The sequence below is a fragment of the Salinibaculum rarum genome (assembly GCF_030505615.1).
In the GTDB taxonomy this organism is placed as follows: Archaea; Halobacteriota; Halobacteria; order Halobacteriales; family Haloarculaceae; genus Salinibaculum; species Salinibaculum rarum.
In genome coordinates this window covers 400,335-416,025 of record NZ_CP129992.1, presented here as the reverse complement: position 1 = coordinate 416,025, position 15,691 = coordinate 400,335, and the positions used below count along the sequence as shown (strand labels likewise).

At 63.6% G+C, this 15,691-nt stretch carries 16 protein-coding genes and 2 tRNA genes; 8 read left to right on the top strand and 10 right to left on the bottom strand.

The window, feature by feature from the left end; all coding sequences use genetic code 11:
- Nucleotides 1-87: 87 nt before the first annotated feature.
- The gene (locus QYL91_RS02335) at nucleotides 88-516 is read right to left on the bottom strand and encodes a universal stress protein (RefSeq protein WP_302081774.1); all 429 of its coding nucleotides are present in this window, start codon (nucleotides 514-516) and stop codon (nucleotides 88-90) included.
- A 110-nt stretch (nucleotides 517-626) separates the two neighbouring features.
- Nucleotides 627-2,468, bottom strand: coding sequence for an ATP-binding protein (locus tag QYL91_RS02330; protein WP_302081773.1), 1,842 nt, complete (start codon nucleotides 2,466-2,468; stop codon nucleotides 627-629).
- 119 nt (nucleotides 2,469-2,587) lie between these two features.
- Here QYL91_RS02330 and QYL91_RS02325 point away from each other — a divergent pair, with 119 nt between their 5' ends.
- On the top strand, nucleotides 2,588-2,926 hold the full coding sequence (locus QYL91_RS02325; protein WP_302081772.1) for a DUF7113 family protein: 339 nt from the start codon (nucleotides 2,588-2,590) through the stop codon (nucleotides 2,924-2,926).
- Between the two features lie 214 nt (nucleotides 2,927-3,140).
- On the opposite strand, the gene QYL91_RS02320 is transcribed toward QYL91_RS02325, so the two are convergent.
- On the bottom strand, nucleotides 3,141-3,569 hold the full coding sequence (locus QYL91_RS02320) for a CopG family ribbon-helix-helix protein (RefSeq protein ID WP_302081771.1): 429 nt from the start codon (nucleotides 3,567-3,569) through the stop codon (nucleotides 3,141-3,143).
- Nucleotides 3,570-3,680: 111 nt separating this feature from the next.
- A tRNA-Ile gene (locus tag QYL91_RS02315) sits at nucleotides 3,681-3,755 on the bottom strand.
- A 99-nt stretch (nucleotides 3,756-3,854) separates the two neighbouring features.
- Here QYL91_RS02315 and sufU point away from each other — a divergent pair.
- A complete protein-coding gene (gene sufU / locus QYL91_RS02310; RefSeq protein WP_302081770.1) occupies nucleotides 3,855-4,280 on the top strand; it encodes a Fe-S cluster assembly sulfur transfer protein SufU in 426 nt (141 codons plus the stop codon).
- Between the two features lie 152 nt (nucleotides 4,281-4,432).
- On the opposite strand, the gene pan2 is transcribed toward sufU, so the two are convergent.
- The 4 genes from pan2 to gpmI form a co-directional block, all read right to left on the bottom strand.
- A complete protein-coding gene (gene pan2 / locus QYL91_RS02305; RefSeq protein ID WP_302081769.1) occupies nucleotides 4,433-5,653 on the bottom strand; it encodes a proteasome-activating nucleotidase Pan2 in 1,221 nt (406 codons plus the stop codon).
- Between the two features lie 97 nt (nucleotides 5,654-5,750).
- Nucleotides 5,751-7,541, bottom strand: coding sequence for an oligoendopeptidase F (gene pepF / locus QYL91_RS02300; RefSeq protein ID WP_302081768.1), 1,791 nt, complete (start codon nucleotides 7,539-7,541; stop codon nucleotides 5,751-5,753).
- A 53-nt stretch (nucleotides 7,542-7,594) separates the two neighbouring features.
- Nucleotides 7,595-8,407, bottom strand: coding sequence for a tRNA pseudouridine(38-40) synthase TruA (gene truA / locus QYL91_RS02295; RefSeq protein WP_302081767.1), 813 nt, complete (start codon nucleotides 8,405-8,407; stop codon nucleotides 7,595-7,597).
- A gap of 3 nt (nucleotides 8,408-8,410) precedes the next feature.
- Nucleotides 8,411-9,970, bottom strand: a complete 1,560-nt coding sequence (gpmI, locus tag QYL91_RS02290) for a 2,3-bisphosphoglycerate-independent phosphoglycerate mutase (protein WP_302081766.1) — start codon at nucleotides 9,968-9,970, stop codon at nucleotides 8,411-8,413.
- 91 nt (nucleotides 9,971-10,061) lie between these two features.
- Here gpmI and QYL91_RS02285 point away from each other — a divergent pair, with 91 nt between their 5' ends.
- Complete coding sequence (locus tag QYL91_RS02285; protein ID WP_302081765.1) at nucleotides 10,062-10,727, top strand: helix-turn-helix domain-containing protein; 666 nt, start codon at nucleotides 10,062-10,064, stop codon at nucleotides 10,725-10,727.
- Nucleotides 10,728-10,811: 84 nt separating this feature from the next.
- Here QYL91_RS02285 and QYL91_RS02280 read toward each other — a convergent pair whose 3' ends face one another.
- Entirely contained in the window at nucleotides 10,812-10,979 is a 168-nt protein-coding gene (locus QYL91_RS02280; RefSeq protein WP_302081764.1) for a hypothetical protein, read from the bottom strand.
- Nucleotides 10,980-11,098: 119 nt separating this feature from the next.
- On the opposite strand from QYL91_RS02280, the gene QYL91_RS02275 reads away from it, so the two are divergent.
- Together QYL91_RS02275 and QYL91_RS02270 are read left to right on the top strand one after the other, a co-directional pair.
- Nucleotides 11,099-11,488, top strand: coding sequence for a DUF7522 family protein (locus tag QYL91_RS02275; protein ID WP_302081763.1), 390 nt, complete (start codon nucleotides 11,099-11,101; stop codon nucleotides 11,486-11,488).
- Nucleotides 11,489-11,643: 155 nt separating this feature from the next.
- Nucleotides 11,644-12,900 carry a DNA double-strand break repair nuclease NurA gene (locus tag QYL91_RS02270; protein ID WP_302081762.1) on the top strand — a complete coding sequence of 419 codons (1,257 nt, stop codon included), beginning with the start codon at nucleotides 11,644-11,646 and terminating at the stop codon, nucleotides 12,898-12,900.
- Here QYL91_RS02270 and QYL91_RS02265 read toward each other — a convergent pair.
- On the bottom strand, nucleotides 12,897-14,210 hold the full coding sequence (locus tag QYL91_RS02265) for a glycosyltransferase family 2 protein (RefSeq protein WP_302081761.1): 1,314 nt from the start codon (nucleotides 14,208-14,210) through the stop codon (nucleotides 12,897-12,899). The genes QYL91_RS02270 and QYL91_RS02265 overlap by 4 nt on opposite strands.
- A gap of 290 nt (nucleotides 14,211-14,500) precedes the next feature.
- Here QYL91_RS02265 and QYL91_RS02260 point away from each other — a divergent pair, with 290 nt between their 5' ends.
- From QYL91_RS02260 to QYL91_RS02250, 3 genes are all read left to right on the top strand, one after another.
- Nucleotides 14,501-15,037, top strand: coding sequence for a 2Fe-2S iron-sulfur cluster-binding protein (locus tag QYL91_RS02260; protein WP_302082891.1), 537 nt, complete (start codon nucleotides 14,501-14,503; stop codon nucleotides 15,035-15,037).
- A gap of 41 nt (nucleotides 15,038-15,078) precedes the next feature.
- A tRNA-Arg gene (locus tag QYL91_RS02255) sits at nucleotides 15,079-15,151 on the top strand.
- Between the two features lie 215 nt (nucleotides 15,152-15,366).
- On the top strand, nucleotides 15,367-15,687 hold the full coding sequence (locus QYL91_RS02250) for a hypothetical protein (RefSeq protein ID WP_302081760.1): 321 nt from the start codon (nucleotides 15,367-15,369) through the stop codon (nucleotides 15,685-15,687).
- Nucleotides 15,688-15,691 lie beyond the last annotated feature (4 nt).

Sequence of the window (15,691 nt, the reverse complement as noted above, 5' to 3'; positions counted from 1 at the left end):
CCGCACCGCCGCCGCACAGCAGGCCTGCCCTTCCCCGGCTCACGCGATAAAACGCGTTCGCGGCCACCGCTCCCACCGTTCCGTCCACTACCGTACCACCGTCACCGGCACCGGTGAGCGCCGCATAACCGTCTCGGCGACGCTGCCAAGCAGGATTCGTGAGACGCCCTCGCGGCCGTGACTCCCCATCACGATGTGGTCGATGTCGTGTTCTTCTGCGAAGGCAGCAATGGCGTGTGGCGGCTTGCCGACCTCGACGGTGTGTTCGACCTCGATGCCGTGGTCGCTTGCTTGCTGTTCGATGTCTTCGAAGAGTTCCTCCGCTCGGCGTTTCTCCTCTCTGTACCACTCCTCGGAGAAGCTCGGAATCGACGCTTGAGCGCCGTAACTGGCCTCGGCAGGGTTGATGACGTGTAGCAGTACCAGCGTCGCGTCGGGGAACTCCTCGAACACCAGCTCGCAGGCTTCCTCGGCTTGTGCCGAGCCGTCGATGGGAACCAGAATGCGGTCTATCATGACCGATACTGCATCGCCGTCCGCCAAGAAGCTTCGGCTCCGGTTTGCCAATTATTCTACTCAGTCCTGTCCCAGAGCTGGGACAACCCTCGCCGAATCAGAGATTCAGCTCAGTCTCTCCCGTGTTTCGTGACACACTTCGAGAGTCCGATGAGCTCGACCGGCTCGGAGTTGTCCGGCGAGTAGACCACCATCTGCCCTTTCTCCATGTAGGGCACCTTCGACTCCAGATTGCTCGGGATGTTCACCGCCGAAATGGCGTCCTCGTCACCGAGATTCAACACGATAGTGGTGTTAATCTGCTTGAACACGGGGTCGGCGATGTCCTGTGGGTCCTGCGTGATGAGAAAGAGCCCGAGTCGCTCCTTTCGGCCCTGCTTTGCGGCGTCGGTGAACTTCCCGATGACCTTCCGAGCCTGGACGCTGTCTGCGTCGGTCAGGAAGTTGTGGGCCTCGTCCATCCCCAGCACGACCGGCGTCTCCTTGATGCGGGAAAACTGCGGGTCGTTCGAGAGTTTCTCGTCGACCAGAAGCGAGGAGAGCGCGAGCACCACCGTCTCGGTGGCGCGAGTGTCGTTGATATGGTAGGTCGGAACGACCGTCAGCCCGCCCGGTCGGACGAACTCGTGGATACGCTCGGTAATCGGTTTGGCGTCCTGGTCGAAGATGGCCCCGAAACCACGCGCACGCCGGCGGACAGCGTCGAACGTGGCCTCATGGACACGTCCCGTCTCGTCGAGTTCCTCCTTGAGCGCCGGGTCGTCGAGGAAGGACATGAACTGCTGGTAGGTCCCGTCGCGGCCACGTTCTTTCTTGAAGCGCTTGAGGAGGACGTTGACCAAGGCGTTGTACTGGTTGTCGTTGAGGCCGCTGCCGGCGATGAGCCACGGGTTCGAGTGGACCAGCGAGAAGGGAATCGTAAACTCGACCTGCTCGGCGCGGTGGTGGCTGGCCGCGTAGGTGGAGTCGCCGACTTTCGGGACGAACGCGACGGTGTCGTCGTGGCCGCCGTGGGCGACGCCCTCCCGGTCGAGTCGGCGGGCAAAGTCCGAATCCAGGTCGGGGTTGTCGTCGTGCATCTGGGCGTACTCGTCCTGGGGGTCGAACTGCACGACGGCGGTCTGGACCTCGCGGTCCCCACCCGTCTCGACGGGATAGGTCCGCTCGTCGGCGAGATACTGCCGGAGCATGTTCTTCGCGCCGTGGGTCTTCCCCGACCCCGTCCCACCGGCGACGAGCGTGTGCCGGAAGACCAGCGGGTCCCCGTCGGTGTAGTTGTCCTTGAGTCGATAGTCGATGGTCGGGGGCTGTGCGGCGGTCTTGACCTTTTCCCCACCGACCGCGAGATGGCCCAGAAAGACGCCGTCGCCGGGCATCTTCAGCCCCGTCTTGATATCGGCCTTGTCGTCGGCCGTCGCCACGACCGTCTCCGGTTTCGGGACGCGGTCGGTCATCCGCCGTTTGAGGTCGCCGTCGTCAGAATAGAGCACCGCCACCGGTTCCAGCGTCGCCATCAGTTTGAAGTCCTGCTCGTCGATGCCGGCAGAGCGCATCGCGCGGCGAGCGTGAATCTCCGTCGCGTCGTCGGCTCGGTACTCCTGTGCGTACTCAAGACCCGTTATTCGACAGAAGAGCCGTTCGCCGTCGGGATAGGGCGCGAGCAGGTAGGTCCCGATGCGTACGTCCGAGCGGTTGCCGACGGTGATGTACGCCCGCAGTCGTGTCTCGTCGCTCTCCTCGTCGATACGGAGGCCATCCGAGGCCGAGAGAACGCCGATGCCACGGTCTACACCGGCCGGTTCGGCATCGAACGAGGCAAAGTCGTCGGCCTTGTCGGCCGACGAGGGTGGCGTATCGGCGTCGCTGGCTGTGCTGTCGGTGTCGCTGTCACTGTCGTCGGCGGTGTCGCCACCTCCGCCGTCGAAGTCGGTGAAATCCTCGAGGTCAGACATGGCCGGGACAACGACGCCGGGCCACTAACGCGTTTCCCCACCGGAGCGAAAGTGGTGTGTCGACTGGCGATTCTCTGTCCCTGCGTGGCTTTTTGTCCACGCATCGCGTACGTCAGGCCATGTTGCTCATTCGCGGGCAGGCTGGCGGGACCGCCCTGACGGGGACGCTCTACGAGCGCGACGACCGACCGCCTTCCTATCGGGGTGCACCCGACGAATCTGCGCCGTTTACCTGGGTCTGTGATGGTTTCTACGAGGTCGAGAGCGGTGGTCAGGTCCAGCAGGTCGGCGACCGCGAACTCCGGATTGCCTTCGAGGAACCGCTTCCGAAGGGGTTTGAGGACCGCGACCAGGCCATCGAAGCCGCGAAAGACCACCTCCGCACGCAGTTTGCCCGCCTCGGCGTCGCCGAAACCGACGTTGTAATCGAGATACTGGAAGCCGACGAAGCCGAGTGAGTTACTGGAACTCGTTTGATTCGTCGAGGTCGGCGCCACAGTCAGGGCAGGTCCCGTCGACGATTGTCACTTCCGCGTCACAGTCCGGACAGTAGTTCCGGTAGCAGGCTGGGTCGCCCATGGGGTAGAGACGCCGTGGACGGCAAAGGGCGTTTGGCTCCACCCGGTCTCGTTGGCCATTATCGGCCCCGACGCGCTCTGTCCCTCGCCCACGTCAGTCCATATCTGCGAGCGGGCCGAAGTCGTCGACCGGAAGCACCGAGTAGTCGATTGTGAGCGTGTCTTTCGTCGCGCGAATCTTCCCGACGAACGTCGAAATCTCTTCGAGGGACCCTTCGAGAACGAACAGTTCCATACAGTGGTGGCCCCCGACGTGGCTGTGGAAATTCGAGGCGACGATGCCCTCGTGTTCGTGGCGAAGGTGCATCATCTTCTCCTCGACACTCGTCGTCTCGTAGTCGAACAGGACCGTGACCACGCCCATCAGGTCACGCCCTTCGAGTTTCTTGTCCTCGAACTCGCCCAGCAGATTCCGACTCGCCTCCCGGACGACTTCGCTTCGGCCTGTGTATCCGTGGTCGTCCGCGAACTGGTCGATTCGTTCGAGTAACTCTTCGGGCATCGAGACACTGACGACGCTCATGTATTAACTCAGACGGTAGAAAATAATAATCATTGCTACATCGACCTGTTTCGTGGGGCACACTGCCGGGCGTACGATTTGCTCTTCGTGCTTACTCGTCGCAAAATCCAATGGGCCCGGACGGATTTGAACCATCGCATACCCGGTTATGAGCCGGGGGCTCTAACCAGACTGAGCTACGGGCCCGCTGACTGTCCGTACCAAATCGCCCAACTAAACTCTACCGTTGTGCGAACATCTCCCTCGGAACTCTTTTCGGTTCGCCGGCCGTATCTGTGTCCAATCATGGGAATCGGTGGCTCGGATATGTACCGGCAGCAAATCCTCGACCACTACAAGAATCCCCGCAACTACGGGGAACTCGAGGACCCCACGTTCACCCACACCGGCGAGAACCCGATGTGTGGCGACACAATCGAGATGGATGTCGTCCTCGACGACGACGAGGAGACCATCGAACGCGTCGCCTTCCGCGGCGACGGTTGTGCAATCTCGCAGGCCTCTGCCTCGATGCTCTCGCAGGAACTCGCCGGCATGAAAATCGACGACCTCCAGGAGATGGACCGCGACGACATCGTCGACATGCTCGGCGTCGACATCTCTGCGATGCGTATCAAGTGTGCCGTCCTCGCCGAGAAAGTCGCACAGGATGGTGCAGAAATCTACTTCGGCGAGAAAGACGTCGACAAGACGACCACCGAAGAAGACTAACTACGTTTTGCGGTGTTTCGATTGATAGCATCCGCGCGCCGGCGGCGCGCGGTTCACTTCACGCGAGGCCGAAGGCCGAGCGTGAAGGTCGTTTTTATACTAATTTTTTGCAAGGAGTGGTCGCGGCCGCCGCGACCCGACGCAGTAAAAATTTAGGCGAACGCGATCGGCTGGCCCGCGGTATCTTCGTCCTCGCTGACTTTCTGGAGTGCACTCTCGAAGTCGGCCATCTCGACGGTCGTGCGCTGGTCGCGGATGGCGAACATCCCCGCTTCGGTCGCGAGTGAGGCAAGTTCCGCACCGGAGAAGCCCTCGGTCTCGGTCGCGAGCGTCGCCATGTCCACGTCGTCGGCGAGGTCCATCTCCTCGGTGTGAATCTCGAGGATGCGTTCGCGGCCGTCCCAGTCGGGGTTGGGCACTTCGATGAGGCGGTCGAACCGACCCGGGCGGAGGATGGCACGGTCAAGCATGTCGAAGCGGTTGGTCGCGGCGATAATTCGAATCTCGCCGCGCTCTTCGAAGCCGTCCATCTCCGAGAGCAGTTGCATCATCGTCCGCTGGACTTCGGCGTCGCCGCTGGTCTTCGAGTCGGTCCGCTTGGCGGCGATGGCGTCGATTTCGTCGATGAAGATGACGGCGGGTTCGCGCTCGCTGGCGAGTTCGAAGAGGTCCCGGACGAGGCGTGCGCCTTCCCCGATGAACTTCCGGACGAGCTCTGACCCGGCCATCTTGATGAACGTGGCGTCGGTCTGGTTCGCGACGGCTTTCGCGAGCATCGTCTTGCCCGTCCCCGGTGGGCCGTGCAAGAGCACACCGGATGGGGGTTCGATGCCCACGTCCTCGAACTGCTGGGCGTTGACGAGCGGTTCCTCGACGGCTTCCCGGACTTCGAGAATCTGGTCTTCGAGACCGCCGATGTCGTCGTAGTCCACGTCGGGGCTGGCGTCGATTTCCATCGCCTGCGCCCGAGCGTCGGTTTCGGGGTCGAGGATGGTCTGAATGGCAAAGGAATCGTTGATGGCGACGCGGTCGCCCGATTCGAGGTCTTCCCGGAGCGTCGGCGACACTTCAGTCAGCACTTCCTGGTTGTTGCCGTGCTGTTTGACGACGATGCCGTCGTCGGTAATCTCCTCGGCCGTGGCGACGTACAGCGAGGAGGATTTCAGCGTGTCGTTTTCCCGTTCGAGCCGGTCGACCTGCTCGGTGAGGTCGGTCCGGCGCTCCTCGGCGGAGCCGAGTTGCTCTTCGAGTTTGTTCTGTACCCTGACGAGTTCTCTGTAGTGTTCCTGGAGTGCCTCCAACTGCTCGTCCTGGCTCATCTCGGGGTCCAGGTCCAGTCGGGGGCGCTCGGGGAGCGACGAACTACGCGACATCTGATTATAGTGTCTTCGCCATCTGGAGACATAGGTCCTTCGGCAACGGAACCGACTTTCCGTCCTCGAAAAGGCGTCAGAATATTCCTCCCTCGTCTCAGACCAGTCGCTCGAACTCGTCGAGCGAGTCGCCGTAGACGTCGAGTGCCGACTGGATAGTCTCGGGGTCGGTCATGTCGACGCCGGCGTCACCGAGCAGTTCCAGCGGGTAACCCCGGGAGCCACTCGCCAGGAAGTTCCGGTAGCGTTCGGCGGCGGGCTCGCCTTCCTCGCGGATGTTTTCGACGAGGGCAACTGCAGCGGAGATGCCGGTCGCGTACTGGAAGACGTAGAACGCACGATAGAAGTGCGGGATTCGCATCCACTCGCGGGCGATACGGTCGTCTAGCTCGGCTGGCTCGTAGTAGTCGCCTTTCAGTTCCCGATAGAGGTCGTCCAGCCGGTCGGGCGTCAGCGGCTCGCCGGCCTCGCTCAGCTCGTGGGTCCGCTGTTCGAACTCGGCGAACATCGTCTGGCGATACAGCGTCGAGCGGAACCGTTCGAGATACTGGTTGAGGACGTGACGGCGCAGTTGTTCGTCCTCGACGGTCTCCAGGAGGTGGTGGGTCAACAGCGTCTCGTTGACCGTGCTCGCGATTTCGGCGATGAAGATGGTGTAGTCGGCGTAGACGTACGGCTGGGCGTCGCTGGCAAGCTCAGAGTGCATCGAGTGGCCGAGCTCGTGAGCCAGCGTGTACATCGACTCGACGTCGTCCTGGTAGTTCATCAGGATATACGGCTGGGAGTCGTAGGTCCCCCCGGAGTAGGCACCCGACTGTTTGCCTTCCGTCTCGTAGACGTCGACCCATCGTGAGTCGAGTCCCTCGGCGAGTCGGGACTGGTAGGCCTCCCCCAGCGGGGCGACGGCCTCGGTGACGTACTCGCAGGCGTCCTCGTAGGGAACCTCTGGACTCTCTTCGGTCACCAGTGGGACGTAGAGGTCCCACATCTCGAGGTCATCGCCGTCGGTGACCTCGCGTTTCAGGTCGGCGTGGCGGTGCAGTTTGTCGAGGTTGTCCCGGACGGTGTCGACGAGCGTGTCGTACACGTCTGTCGGGATGTTTGGCCCGTCGAGCGCGGCCTCGCGGGAACTGTCGTAGTCGCGTGCGCCAGCCAGTTTCTCGTCGGCCTTGACGCTGTTGCGATAGGCGGTGCCGACGGCGTTGCGGACCTCGTCCCACTCGTCGTAGAACGTCTCGTAGACGCGCTGGCGGAACTCGCGGTCGGGATTTTTCTGGAGTGTGGTGAAGTTGTTCAGCGTAATCGCCTGGGGCTCCCCGTCGGGGTCTTCGACGCTCGGAAACTCCATGTCGGCGTTGGCGAGCATGTTGTAGATTTCGCCCGACGCGCCGGTCACCTCGCCGAGTTCGGCCAGTAGGTTCTCGACTTCCGCCGACCGGGTGTGGGGTTTCATCCGCAGGATGTCGTCGACGTAGTGGTCGTACGCCTCCAGTGCCGGCTCTGCTGCTTGCATCTGTTCGATGTCCTCGCGGTCCAGTTCCTGGAGTTCGGGTTCGAGAAAGGAGGCGGCGCTCGCGGCTTCCGAGCCGAGCGACTGGGCGCGGGTCGCCATCGCCTGTGCGTCGTCGTCGCGGGTGTCCTCGTCGCGGCGCATCCGGGCGTACGCGCTGACGTTGCTCACCTGGCGCATCACGTCCTCGTACGTTTCGAGCAGGTCACGGAGCGTTGCGGCGTCCTCGGTCGCTCGCCCTTCGTAGGCACGGAGGTCGTCGAGTTGCTCGCGTGCCTCGTCGAAGGCCGTCTGCCAGTCCTCGTCGCTGGCAAACAGCGAGTCGAGGTCCCACTTGTACTGCTCGTCGATGTCGCCACGCTCGGGGACGGAACTCATGCGATGGCGTTAGGCTGGGCGGCAAGTAAGCCTTTGCTGTCGGTCGCTCTCGGCTACGCTGTGTCGTCACCGCAGTCGGCCAGCACGTCGGCGACGCGCGCTCGGCGGGCGTGTTCTACCTGCCGTTGCTCGAAGACATCACGAGCGCTCGTAGCGGCCGCGTCGTCGACGGCAAAGCGAACCCCCGGGTAGCGCACGTCCGTCAACACGAGCGGTTCGGGTGGCGCAGGCGCGACACCGGCGGGACCGGACAGGGCTCGCTCGCTCAGGACCGTCTCGACGCGGTCAAGCGTCGCCTCGCCGCGTGCAATTTCCGCGACGACAGCGACGGCCCGCCGGACGAGTTGTCTGGCGAACCCGCCTGCGGTGAGTTCGACCACGAGGAACGGCCCGTCGCGGTCGAGTTCTGTCGAGAGCGTCCGGACGGTGCCGTCCTCGTCGGGCGTGAGATTGTGAAAGTCGTGTTCGCCGGCGAGGGCGTCGAGTGCCTCGCGAGCGCGCTTGTCGCTCGCGTCGGGTGCGTACAGGTAGTAGGTGTACGTGCGACTGGTCGCGTCGTGGGTCGCGTGAAAGTCCTCAGGCGCGTCGGCGCTGGCCCACGCCCGCACGTCTGTCGGGAGTTCGCTGTTCAGTGCCGCCGGTGTGAGCCAGTCGGGTGCCTCGAAGGCGATAGTCTGGGCGCGCGCGGAGACGCCGGCGTCGGTGCGCCCAGCGGCGGCATACCCCGGCGGCGTGTCCTCGTCGTCGCCGAGGACATCGAGCGCGCGGAGTGCATCGAGGATTGTATCTTCGACGGTCGTAACGTCGGGCTGGCGCTGGAAGCCGTAGTACGGGCCGCCGTCGTAGGCGACGCGATAGGCGCGCACGGCTCACTCAACCAGCGGCTCGCCGGTCATCTCGGGCGGTTTCTCGATGCCAGCAAGCGCCAGCATCGTCGGCGCGATGTCTGCGAGCGTGCCGCCGTCGCGGACGCTCCGGCCCCCGGCTGTCCCGTCTGGTGCGAGGTAGATGAGCGGAACCGGATTGGTGGTGTGTGCAGTCTGGGGCTGTTCTTCGGTGCCCATGTCGTCGGCGTTGCCGTGGTCGGCGGTCAGCAGTGCGTGTGCCCCCGCCGCCGCCATCGCCTCGACGAGTCGCCCCAGTTGTTCGTCGACGGCCTCGACGGCCTCGATTGCGGCCTTGAAGTCGCCGGTGTGGCCGACCATGTCCGGGTTGGCGTAGTTGAGCACCATCGCGTCGGGGTCGTCCGTTTCGATGACGTCTATGGCCGTGTCGGTCACCTCCGGCGCGCTCATCTCCGGCTGACGGTCGTAGGTGGGAACGTCCGGGCTCTCGACGATGCGCCGGATTTCGCCGTCGAACTCCACCTCGCGGCCGCCGTTGAGGAAGTAGGTGACGTGAGCGTACTTCTCTGTCTCCGCGAGTCGGAGCTGTGTCTTTCCGGCGTCGGCCAGCACCTCGCCGAGCGTGTTCTTCGGGACGCGCGGCGGGAAGGCTACCGGGAGGTCGAACGTGGCGTCGTACTCGGTCATCGTCACCAGCCGAATCTCGGGCGGGCTGGTCTCGAAGGCCCAGGCATCCGACCGAATGTCCGCGAGCATCCGGGTGAGCTGTCGGGCACGGTCCGAGCGGAAGTTCACGAAGACGGCCGCGTCACCGTTGGCGAGGGCGGCGCCACCCTCGACGAGCGTCGGTTCGAGGAACTCGTCGGTGTCGCCCCGGTCGTAGGACGCCTCGACAGCCTCGACAGCGGTGGGTGCGGTGTGGTCGGCGTCCCGGTTGACGATGGCATCGTAGGCGCGGCGGGTGCGCTCCCAGTTTTCGTCGCGGTCCATCGCGTAGTAGCGCCCGGAGACGGTCGCCACGTCGCCGGTGCCGTACGCTTCGACGTGTGACTGGAGGTCGGCGAGATAGCCCGCGCCGCTTTTCGGGGCGGTGTCGCGGCCGTCGGTGAAGGCGTGGGTGACTGCGTCGACGCCCCGTTCGGCCGCGAGTTCGACGAGCGCGTGGAGGTGTGACTGGTAGGAGTGGACGCCCCCGTCGGAGACGAGGCCGAGAAAGTGGACCTGTCCGTCGTGGTCATCGGCGTACTCGAACGCCGCGTCGATGGCTTCGTTCTCGTCGATAGGGCGGTCGTCGTCGTCGACGTCCTCCGGTGACTCGCCACGCCAGCGGGCAATCGCGTCGCTGACGCGGGCCGATTCCTGTTTGACGACGCGGCCCGCGCCGATATTGAGGTGGCCGACTTCGCTGTTGCCCATCTGTCCCTCGGGGAGGCCGACCCGGCGGCCGTGTGTCTCGAGGGTCGTGGTGGCGCCGTCGCGCCAGAGTCGGTCGAAGTTCGGTGTCTGTGCGGCAGCGATAGCATCGCGTACGTCCTCGTCGGGATTCAGCGCCCACCCGTCGAGGATGACGAGACCGACGTCCATACCGACGGGAGACGGCGACGGGCCGAGATACTTTCGTTTCCGGGCCCACCGGGGCTTATGTGGCAGCGCCCCGAGGCCTCACGCGAACCCGATGCGCTATCTGGACGTGCGAATCGAGCAAGCCGAGGCCGAGCGCAACCCGATGCATCAGTTTCTGGTCGAGCACGACGAGTACGGCGTCTCGCGGCTCCTCTCGCGCGAGCGGTACGCGCTCGACGACCACGCGATGTTGTTTCACGTCGAGGGACCTTCGGCCCCGTTCGCGGCGACACTCGACGAGCGCGGTGCCGTCCAGGCGTTCGAAGTCGGCGTCTGTGCCGACGACTCGTTTTATCTCTACGTCCGGGAGCAACTGGCCGGTGAGGACCGCGCCTTCTCGGAGGCGTTCGCCCAGTCCGGACTCTTGCTGGTCCTGCCTATCACGTACCGCCCCGATGGGAGCGTCCACGTCTCGGCTGTCGGGCCGGCCGATGCGGTACAGGCGGCTGTCGAGTCGGTGCCCGAGACGATGGGCGTCGAGGTGCTGACTGTCGGCGAGTATATGTCCGGCCGGCTGGACAGCCGCCTCGAACTGACACAGCGGCAGTTCGAGGCCGTCGAGGTGGCCGTCGACACGGGCTATTACAGCGCGACCCGCCAGGCGGGCCTCGCCGAGGTAGCCGAGCGTCTCGACTGCTCGACGGGAACGGCTGGCGAGTTGCTCCGCCGTGCCGAGCGGACGGTGATGTCGACGCTGGTCGCGCGCGGGCCGTTCTGACTCATACGGATTGCTGTAAGCCCGTACCGGATCGACTGCACGATTACGTGCGGTTGTCCCGGTAAAAAGTTACAGCAATCCGTATCAGTGGGGTTGCTGGCCGTCCGGTGGGCCGGCACGGAGTTTGTTGCCGGACCCACACTCCGGACACGTCTCGCAGTCGAGGTCGTAATAGTACCCGCAGTTGCGACAGCGGGCACGCTGGTCGGTCGTCTCGTTCGCGCCTGGGGTCAGGATGGCTGAGAGTCCCATCGTACTTCGAAATCGGGCCGCTGGGGGCCTGCAACCGGCGCCGCAAGTGTGAGTGGGTTTTATAAGCCGATGTGGCCGCGAGCATCGGAGTTATGTATCCCGACTGTGACTGTCCCAACATGGAATCGCAACTCCTGTCGGACGAGCAGGCAAACAACATCGTCACCACCGCCAGGACAGCGACCGGTGACAGCCTCCGCTCGGTCACCTACTTTACACGCTCGGATTTCGACCAGCTCTACCTGCGCGACGACCTCGAACGCGACGCCGACCTCAACACCTTCGTCGGCCACGAGTGGCGCGGGTATCGCGAGACGCAGAACGCCTACCAGAACTCCGAACTCGGCGAGTACAACTTCACGGTTCGTGCCTTCGAGAACGGGTATCTGCTCCGGGTCGCCGCCGACCGGAAGGGCGCTCTCATCACCACTGACGGCCTCTCGATGAGCAGTTACGAGGAAATCGCCGAGGCCCTCCAGCGGATGCTCGAAGAGAACACCGAAGACTGAGCTGTCTGTTTCTGGCTCTGTCCTGGGGCCGTGGCTTTCATTCCCCACAGCGTTGCAATCGGGCTGTCCCTTTCGACCACGATGTCCGCTGTGGCGCGATAACAGCGCCTTACGCTGACTGGTGGACTTTTGTGTGCCGGCGTGAATGAACGGGTATGACACTCGACCCCGTCCACGTGGACGGCATCGCGCAGTTGGCGGGCCGGGTCAGCGAGGACGTCGCCGACAGCGACCACGGCGAAGTCGCCGACCGCGCCTGGGCGGAGTTTCTCGACCCGCTCTACGACGACACCGGCTCGGTCGTCCTCGACCCGCTCGACGGCATCGAGCGACAGAAGGTCCCTGTCGACGATATTGCGCTGACCGACACCGCATTCGACACGCAACACGGCCTCGACGCCGGCACCATCAACCCCACGACGTTCAAAAACGGGCTGGTCCTCGACGTCTCGCAGGCGGCGATGGCGGCGGTCCCCTCCGATGTCGAACTCCACCGCGGGCGAACTATCGTGATGACGGTTCACACGAACGACCCCTCTATCTCGACGTACGACGACGAGTGGCACGGCGGCGACAGCGGGTTCGCCCGCCGGCGGATGTTGCAGGTCCCTCGCGTCGACCAGTACGAACAGACCGTCGTCCACGCCCTCGCGCTCTATCTCGCCGAGAGCGAACACGCGCTCAAACAGGCCGAGGTGGTCGAGGACCTGCTCGTTCTCGATGGGCCAATCTACCCGACGGGCTTGCTGAAGTGGCGCGAGCGGAACCCGGAACTCCGGCGACTGCTCGCCGACGAGGACATGCCACGGGATGTCATCTGCAACTACGTCGAACTCGTCGAGACGTTCGTTGAGCGCGACGTGCCGATGGTCGGCTTCGTCAAAAACAGCGCGTCGAAGGCGATTACCCGAATCCTCCGCAAAAAGCTCGGCGCCCCGTGGGTCGACGACGACGCCTTCTTCCGGCGCGTCCTGGAGCGACTGGACGACCACGGTGACCCGAAGACCGACCACCTGACCTTCACGAACTGGTTTCGCTCGCGCGTGGGCACCGACGGGATGCTCTGTGACGGCTCACTCGATATCGACCACGACCGAACGCTCGACGAGGAAGCCTACGAAGTCACCTTCTTCGTCGTCTACGACCCGCGCGACGACCTGGTGTACCGCGTCGAGGCACCGTACGCGTTCACGCGGGACGAGGAGTTGCGAGCACAGTTGACGACGCACCTGCTCTCGGAGGTGGCCGGCGAGCGCGGGCCGCCGCTGCCAGTCGGGAAGGCCGACGAACTCGCGCGCATCGACCGGCAGGGAAAGCAGACGCTCCGGCGCCGCATCGAACGCGAGTTCGACACGAGTCAGCAGCGCTCGTACAACGACAAACGCTGGAACGCCGTCGAGGAACTGCTCTAGGCGTCCTTGGTGACGCGATACCACTCGCCGCTCCACGAGAAGACGTACTCGAAGACGGCCTTGATAGCCGAGAGGCTGTACACCGGCAACAGCAGCGGGACGAACACCCAGTACCAACTGGGCGCGCTCACGAGCCCGCGGCTGTAGTCGTGGAAGTGGATGCCAAGCGTCACCAGCGTGATGGCACCGAGCGGGAACACGAACAGCCCTTTCGAACCGGCGACCAGCAACACGGCAAACTTCGAGAGCATCGTGAGCATCAGGAGGCTCCCGACAACGGTACTCGCACAGATAATCGTCGCGAAGATGTTCCGGTAGTCAGTCACCGGCCGGATGGTGGCGACGAGCCGGTGGAGGACCTGCGAGTAGCCGGTCATCCAGCGTTTGCGCTGGCCCCACCAGTCGGTGATGGTGTGGGCCGCGTCGATGCGGGAGGGGTTGTCGAGCAGTTCTGCCACGTCCAGTCGCTCCCGGTAACACTGGTAGGCAAAGTAGAAGTCCTCGGTGAGCATCTCGTCGTCGTACCCGCCAATCGACTCCAGTGTGTCACGGCGCATCGCGACGGCGCGGCTCGCGGCCATCTTGAAGTCCGTGAACACGTAGAGAACCCGCCGGGAGACGTAACTCAACAGGACTGACTCGTAGTAGGCGAGCGACTCGATAAAGCCCGACGGCTCGGGAATCGTCCGGCCCTGCACGACGTCGTTGTGCTGGAGTTTGGCGACGGCCTTCGGGAGGAAGTCGGCGTCGACGAGTTCGTCCGCGTCGTGGACGGAGACGTACTCGCTGTCGACTTCGGCGACGGCGTAGTTGATTGCGCCGGCTTTCGAGCCGGGGTTTTCGGTGTTGACGAGATACTCGACACCGTCGAGTGCTGCGAGTTCCTCGGCACGTCGCCGCGTGGGTCCGTCGTGTTGCTCACAGACGACGAGTACGTCGACGTCCTCGTAGTTCGAGTTTCGAAGACTCTCGACGCTGCGGTGGAGGACGTTTGCATCACGGTACACGGGAACGATAGCCGTCACCGTCCCGACGTCGTACTCGGGGTCGTAGGGACACGACTGTGCCGACCACGCCAGAAACACGAGTGCTGACGCGAGGATGAACGCGGCAAAGGACAACACCGCGAACTCAGCCTGGAGGAGGGCGATGGTGAGTACGGTGTTGAGGAGGGCAAGCTGGATGTCCATCAAAATGAACCCTGCCTGATAACCGAACAGGAGGACGCCGCCGGTAAGCGAGGCGAAACCAGCCCGGCCGAGCCACCCACGAACCGTCGGTTGCAGCCGCTGTGGTAGTTCGGGGACCATACCATGCAAAAGGGGACGGTGACGTGTATTAAAATGATATGTTTCAGTCACGAAGGAAACCCCGACGTGGGTCGTCACGCGCCACCCTGGGCCCACAGCAGAACTGCTACTCCCCGTCCGGGAGAAACAACACTTAATTAAACCATTGCTCCATACCGCCACATATGGATAGAGACGCCATCTTCATCGGCAGTGCCCTACTTCTGTGGGTGGCTTTCATCGCATTCTGGCTGAGCAGCATCATCTCGTTCGGGGCAGTCGAGTTCATCGCTGGACTGGTCCTTACCTCGATGCTCGTCGTACTGCACTACTCCGGGGGAACGAGCTGGGAACCGGCGGAAGATATCTCCCAGGAGGTGCTCGAACAGCGAGCCAAGTCCGTGCCCGAGACTGACTTCCCGGAACCGATGAACCGCTCTATCGGTGGCGGCGGTGCCGTGGAAGTGCCCGCTGGCGAGGCCGGTGGCGAACTGGCCGAGGGCGAAGAGGAAGAAGAAGACGAGGGCTTCGACCCGTCGGCCATCGCCGACGACGAAGTCGAGTACTACGAAATCGAGTTCGCCAAGGAGGGCGAGACGATCGAAGTGGCCAACAACGAACCGCTGCTCGATGCTGGTGAAGAAGAAGGCTGGGACCTGCCCTATGCCTGCCGCGAGGGGCAGTGTATCTCATGTGCCGGGCACATCGAGGACGGTCCCGCGGAGGAGTACATCCGACACTCACAGAACGACTCGCTGATGGACGACGACATGGAAGAAGGGTACTGCCTGACCTGCGTGGCGTACCCGACCGAGGACTTCACGCTCGAAACGGGCGAGTCGCCGTAGGACACAACTGTTTTATCGGTCTCTCTGCTATCGCGTTTCGAGGGCGGCTAGTTCAGCGGACAGAACGCCTGGTTCCGGACCAGATGGTCGGGGGTTCAAATCCCTCGCCGCCCGCTTTCTGCGACGAACGGACGTGAAGAGCGAAAGCGGCTCCGAGGATTTGAATGAGGCGACAAGCGACCGCAGGGAGCGCCGTCGACGTGGTTCAAATCCCTCCCGCTCGTTCGTTCTCCGAACGGTGCACACCCGACAGACAGCGGCGTGTCGTTTCGAGTCACAGCGAATCGAGTCCTGCGCCCCTCACTTTTACGCAGAGTGCTGGTTCAGTCGTGGTCGGCGACAATTCGGCGGGCGGGACGAAGGGGAAGTATAATAGAAATCCCTATACTAGCGACAGCATGGAGAATCCCGCTCCAAAGTCTGCCGATTGGGCTCCCAGCCCGCCGCTGGCGAAGGCCATCTTTGGGACGCTCCTCTTACTGTTGGTCGTAATTGCAGTCGGACATTTGTACGTTCTTGAGGGGCTCACGGCACTCTACCTCGGGCTTCCACTCTGGATATGGCTAGAGCTCGGCGTCGTCTTTGCGATGCTGTTGATTGCATGGTTCGCCGTCCAACTGGTCGCGACCGCGACCGAGGGGGACAGCTAACGTG

What these genes read in the sequence shown, in the direction of transcription:
- pan2 (WP_302081769.1), bottom strand. Translation starts at nt 5,653, where the DNA reads ATGTCGCGTAGTTCGTCGCTCCCCGAGCGCCCCCGACTGGACCTGGAC.
- QYL91_RS02330 (WP_302081773.1), bottom strand. Translation starts at nt 2,468, where the DNA reads ATGTCTGACCTCGAGGATTTCACCGACTTCGACGGCGGAGGTGGCGAC.
- sufU (WP_302081770.1), top strand. Translation starts at nt 3,855, where the DNA reads ATGGGAATCGGTGGCTCGGATATGTACCGGCAGCAAATCCTCGACCAC.
- QYL91_RS02285 (WP_302081765.1), top strand. Translation starts at nt 10,062, where the DNA reads ATGCGCTATCTGGACGTGCGAATCGAGCAAGCCGAGGCCGAGCGCAAC.
- QYL91_RS02325 (WP_302081772.1), top strand. Translation starts at nt 2,588, where the DNA reads ATGTTGCTCATTCGCGGGCAGGCTGGCGGGACCGCCCTGACGGGGACG.
- gpmI (WP_302081766.1), bottom strand. Translation starts at nt 9,970, where the DNA reads ATGGACGTCGGTCTCGTCATCCTCGACGGGTGGGCGCTGAATCCCGAC.
- QYL91_RS02260 (WP_302082891.1), top strand. Translation starts at nt 14,501, where the DNA reads ATGCTCGTCGTACTGCACTACTCCGGGGGAACGAGCTGGGAACCGGCG.
- QYL91_RS02270 (WP_302081762.1), top strand. Translation starts at nt 11,644, where the DNA reads ATGACACTCGACCCCGTCCACGTGGACGGCATCGCGCAGTTGGCGGGC.
- QYL91_RS02275 (WP_302081763.1), top strand. Translation starts at nt 11,099, where the DNA reads ATGGAATCGCAACTCCTGTCGGACGAGCAGGCAAACAACATCGTCACC.
- QYL91_RS02320 (WP_302081771.1), bottom strand. Translation starts at nt 3,569, where the DNA reads ATGAGCGTCGTCAGTGTCTCGATGCCCGAAGAGTTACTCGAACGAATC.
- pepF (WP_302081768.1), bottom strand. Translation starts at nt 7,541, where the DNA reads ATGAGTTCCGTCCCCGAGCGTGGCGACATCGACGAGCAGTACAAGTGG.
- QYL91_RS02280 (WP_302081764.1), bottom strand. Translation starts at nt 10,979, where the DNA reads ATGGGACTCTCAGCCATCCTGACCCCAGGCGCGAACGAGACGACCGAC.
- QYL91_RS02335 (WP_302081774.1), bottom strand. Translation starts at nt 516, where the DNA reads ATGATAGACCGCATTCTGGTTCCCATCGACGGCTCGGCACAAGCCGAG.
- QYL91_RS02265 (WP_302081761.1), bottom strand. Translation starts at nt 14,210, where the DNA reads ATGGTCCCCGAACTACCACAGCGGCTGCAACCGACGGTTCGTGGGTGG.